The sequence below is a fragment of the Candidatus Clostridium eludens genome, from assembly GCF_045310515.1.
GTDB classification, from domain to species: domain Bacteria; phylum Bacillota; class Clostridia; order Clostridiales; family Clostridiaceae; genus Clostridium_B; species Clostridium_B eludens.
On the sequence record NZ_JBJHZX010000100.1, the window covers coordinates 1 to 3,896 of the forward strand.

The following is a 3,896-nucleotide window of genomic DNA, read 5'->3' on the forward strand; positions in this document are numbered from 1 at the left end:
CATTTGTTGTCAAAGTAACTACCATCTCAACCACTCTTATATGTTTTACTATGTCTTAACCAAAAGTGTATTAACAAACTATTCAAACACCATAAGACACTTTTTCAACCTATTTATGCGGGCTTATGTTTATTTTTCTTTTTCTTTCTATATATATTATATTTAACTTTAATTTTTCAACACACATTATCTTCATTTTGTTCAGCAACTAGAGTGAAAAACGCTCTAGTTCTACTTTTTAACAGGTAGCTTAAATAGACATTAGAAATTTATTGTCTAAAATAACACTATATCAATGAAATTGATAAATACATTAAGATATCAAGATAAAAAACAATAACATGTCTACATTGGAACTACGCCAAATTTTTATATAAGTTGTTGTCCAAACCATATAAGAAATGTGATACAATTTTTACTATAGTTAAGTGAAAATGGTTATGGTGTACAACTAAGGTGTATACTAAAACCTTTCAAATAACAAAGAATTAAAAAAAATTATTGCATAATGAAAGGAGATATATATTATGCCTGTAATTCCTATAGATCAAGATTATTCTAATATAAATTGTTTTATAGACAGTTTATTTAGTGCAGATGTTAGAAATTTAAAAACAATCACAAATGCAATAACATCTGGAAGTTTTTATGTGAATTTTTCAAGTCAGAGTGATAAGATTGTCAAAGTTTGGACAGCAGCATGGCAGGCTTTAAATAATATTCCATATAATGCAGAAGATTTTTTACATTGCCAACCAAGTGACAAAACAGTTATTGCTTTTTTAAGCCATTTTATTTATAATAATAATTTGCGTATGCAGTTTCCTCAATTAGAATATCTAGGAGGCAAAGCAAATACTCAACTCCCTATATATCAGTTAACTGGGTATACAGAATACTGTTTTTATTCTGATGGTAAATGGCAAATGGATACTGTAAATAAGTTTTTACAATTGCTAATGCTTGGAGGACATTTTGTTTTTATTCAAGATAAGATTGACCTTCCCCCAAATGTTTCAGTTCAATCTTACTATGAATCGTTTAAAAATAGTAAAGAATTTGAAATTTACAGACGGAAAGATCCTGGGAATTCTCATTATACATCTTTATTAAATACTACAGGATATTATGTACCAGATATTAATAGCGATAAGGCACCAAATCCATGTCCATTTATGATGGCATATCTCGTGGCATCAACTAATTCTAATATTATAATAAAGGAACCATATAGTACATTTATGCAACTTGAGGGATGGGAATCTCCTTATGGTAGGCATAATACAGATTATGATAATTATAAAAGTACACTATGGAATATTTCTACTTTTGGAGCTTGTGCATATAGTGAAAAAAGAGGTACTACAATTTTTCTTGCGCCATACGAGTGGAAACCAGAAATTAATGAAGATACAATTATGCCTAAATATGCAGGAGCAGAAACAAGACAAAAGTGGTTAAATGTAGATTTAATAAAAATTTAAAAGCATAAAAAATATAAAGTTAAACGTATTTATTATGAATTGCAGTCATAAATAAGGTTTGTGTAGCAATGGAACAAAAATGGTTATAAATATGTACTTAGACTTTTTTGTTCTATTCTATATTTTATCGATGTCATAACTTGATACTTTAAATACTTTTGGTACTTAATAACTAAATGCTTTATCATTAGATGTAAAGCACCTCTATTTTACACGGATAGTTGCAGTACTTCTGAGGAGATTACAATCTTTATCTCAGAAAACAAATGACTATTATATAAATATAGGAAAACCCATTGAAGATACTCCTCTATTATTGAAAGTATATTTTGGGTTAATTACCTTATTAGGTATGTATTGATCTTAACTGTAAATAATGTTATAATTTTTTCCATAATAATCTAATATCATTAATAGATAAAAGGAGAGTGTACACATGGCTACAGAACATGATAACGAGTTTGACTTTGAAGCATCAACGAATGTTACCTCAATTTCATTTAAATTTAACGATAATTATGTTATAACAGATGGACAACCTTGGGGGGGAGTGTCATCTGATGGTGGTAAAATTATAGTAAAGGCTGGTAGAAGTGGTTCAGAGAAATGTGCAAAATGGTTCAAAGATTATGTGGCAAGCAATTGCAACAATATGATTCATACATGTGACGGAGACAATTTACCAGACAAACTTAATTTTGCGATTCAAGGTATACTTACTGTTGACGGACAAAATTTTGAAGTTTGTATTGGACAAGGACATCGCGATAGTACTGGTGAAAATAACTGGCACATAGCTTCGAAAAGTATTATAGCAGATGCTGATGCGAAAAATGGTGCACTTGGAATACGAATGTTACAAGATGGAACTTATGGCTTTAAATTATCAAGAGGTTAGTCAAAGTTTTAGAAAAAAAGTTCAATTTTTAAAAAATTGAACTTTTTTAACTCTTAACGTGTCTATTTAGGCTTAAGTTGATTTAAAAACTCCATTATAACAATCTATTTGGATGCAATTCACATCTTTAAATATTGCAGGTTATTGAGTAGAAGTTATATTTTAAATATCATTTTGCTATATATGATAAAAAATTACAAATAATAGCCTGACTAATGTTTTTTGCAGTAGACTCATAGAATTATCATATAATTATGAGGAGTGCTTTACAAAACAAGTTACAATTTAAAAGTTACGATAGCAGCATCTATGTGGTGATTCAAAATAAAAACTCTGAAGAAATGCAGAGCCTCATGAAAATTACATGGCAAAATTTAGAGTGAATTTTTACTTAAATGCAATATAAATAAAAAAACATAACTTAGGAGGATTTATTTATGTCAGGTCAAACAAATCAATGCTATTCCGCAATTAAATGCAGGCCTTTACTAGGTGTACCTTGGAACTACCAAAAATCCTTACCTTCTTCTAATGTTCGCCAAGGATATCATCATGCATCACCCCATTACCACCTAATTGTTGAAATTGATAACAACCAGCAATACACGATTGTTATTAATATTGAATCTAAAGATGCGAAATCACCATTGCTCTTATATTATATTGATGAAAATTATAAAAATGATATCACATCTAAATTTATAAATACATTTCAAGATAAGTATAAGATTATTCAGCCGCAATGTAGCCCAGATGGCATTGCATTAGATTATGTAAAAGGTAACCTCTTTGACCATACTAAAATGATGACTGAAAAATATTTATCTGATGGAGAAGATAGTCTAAATGAAGTTATAGATAACTATGTAAAAAGTGCCATCTCAGATAAAGCAGATATCTATGTTTTCGGAATGTCTTTCAGCGATGCAGGACAAAACAATGGAGTACATGATGTCCATATGAATCAAGGAAATGAATCACAATATGCAAATGAAGATGGAGTATATCAAGATGGCGGTTTCTTTATCTACTATCCTGCTCTGAATAAATGGATTGCTATGTTTTTTGCTTTTCAGTCTCAATCATTTACCACAGATGAGGATGGACATAGAATATACACCTGTTAACTCTAACTCTTTGACCAATAAAAATAGAACATCCCAAAGTAGGCAGATGGTAGCAAATTGAGTAAAATGAGACATTTTCATCAAAGACTTAAATAAGTAATTAATATTATAATTATAGATAATATCTATTTTAGAAGAGTATATATGGAAAGTTATGTGATGAAATTTAAGAAAAAGACTTCAAACATCATTTTAGGAGCAATTTAGATAATAATGGCTTTAGCAAACCTATGTCTCTTATGTTTTTTTACTTCACGTAGCTAGGCCATCATTTAGAATACATTCTATTTTATCTATAGCCTAAAACAGCACGGATTAACCCCCTCGTTTTGGACAGAATCTAATAAATTCTTCATTTCTCTTAAATTTAGACCCTTATTTGAATAT

Annotated in this window: 3 protein-coding genes; all 3 read left to right on the plus strand. The window is 29.4% G+C overall.

Annotated features, from left to right (window positions below; all coding sequences use genetic code 11):
- The first annotated feature begins 527 nt into the window (after positions 1 to 527).
- The 3 genes from ACJDU8_RS25155 to ACJDU8_RS25165 all read left to right on the plus strand — a co-directional run bounded on the left by ACJDU8_RS25155 (position 528) and on the right by ACJDU8_RS25165 (position 3,509).
- Positions 528 to 1,484: a hypothetical protein gene (locus ACJDU8_RS25155; RefSeq protein WP_406794931.1), complete on the plus strand. Its 957-nt coding sequence runs from the start codon at positions 528 to 530 to the stop codon at positions 1,482 to 1,484.
- A 436-nt stretch (positions 1,485 to 1,920) separates the two neighbouring features.
- Positions 1,921 to 2,382: a hypothetical protein gene (locus tag ACJDU8_RS25160; RefSeq protein WP_406794932.1), complete on the plus strand. Its 462-nt coding sequence runs from the start codon at positions 1,921 to 1,923 to the stop codon at positions 2,380 to 2,382.
- A gap of 437 nt (positions 2,383 to 2,819) precedes the next feature.
- The gene (locus tag ACJDU8_RS25165) at positions 2,820 to 3,509 is read left to right on the plus strand and encodes a YukJ family protein (RefSeq protein ID WP_406794933.1); all 690 of its coding nucleotides are present in this window, start codon (positions 2,820 to 2,822) and stop codon (positions 3,507 to 3,509) included.
- Positions 3,510 to 3,896: the final 387 nt, after the last annotated feature.

What these genes read in the sequence shown, in the direction of transcription:
- ACJDU8_RS25155 (WP_406794931.1), top strand. Translation starts at nt 528, where the DNA reads ATGCCTGTAATTCCTATAGATCAAGATTATTCTAATATAAATTGTTTT.
- ACJDU8_RS25160 (WP_406794932.1), top strand. Translation starts at nt 1,921, where the DNA reads ATGGCTACAGAACATGATAACGAGTTTGACTTTGAAGCATCAACGAAT.
- ACJDU8_RS25165 (WP_406794933.1), top strand. Translation starts at nt 2,820, where the DNA reads ATGTCAGGTCAAACAAATCAATGCTATTCCGCAATTAAATGCAGGCCT.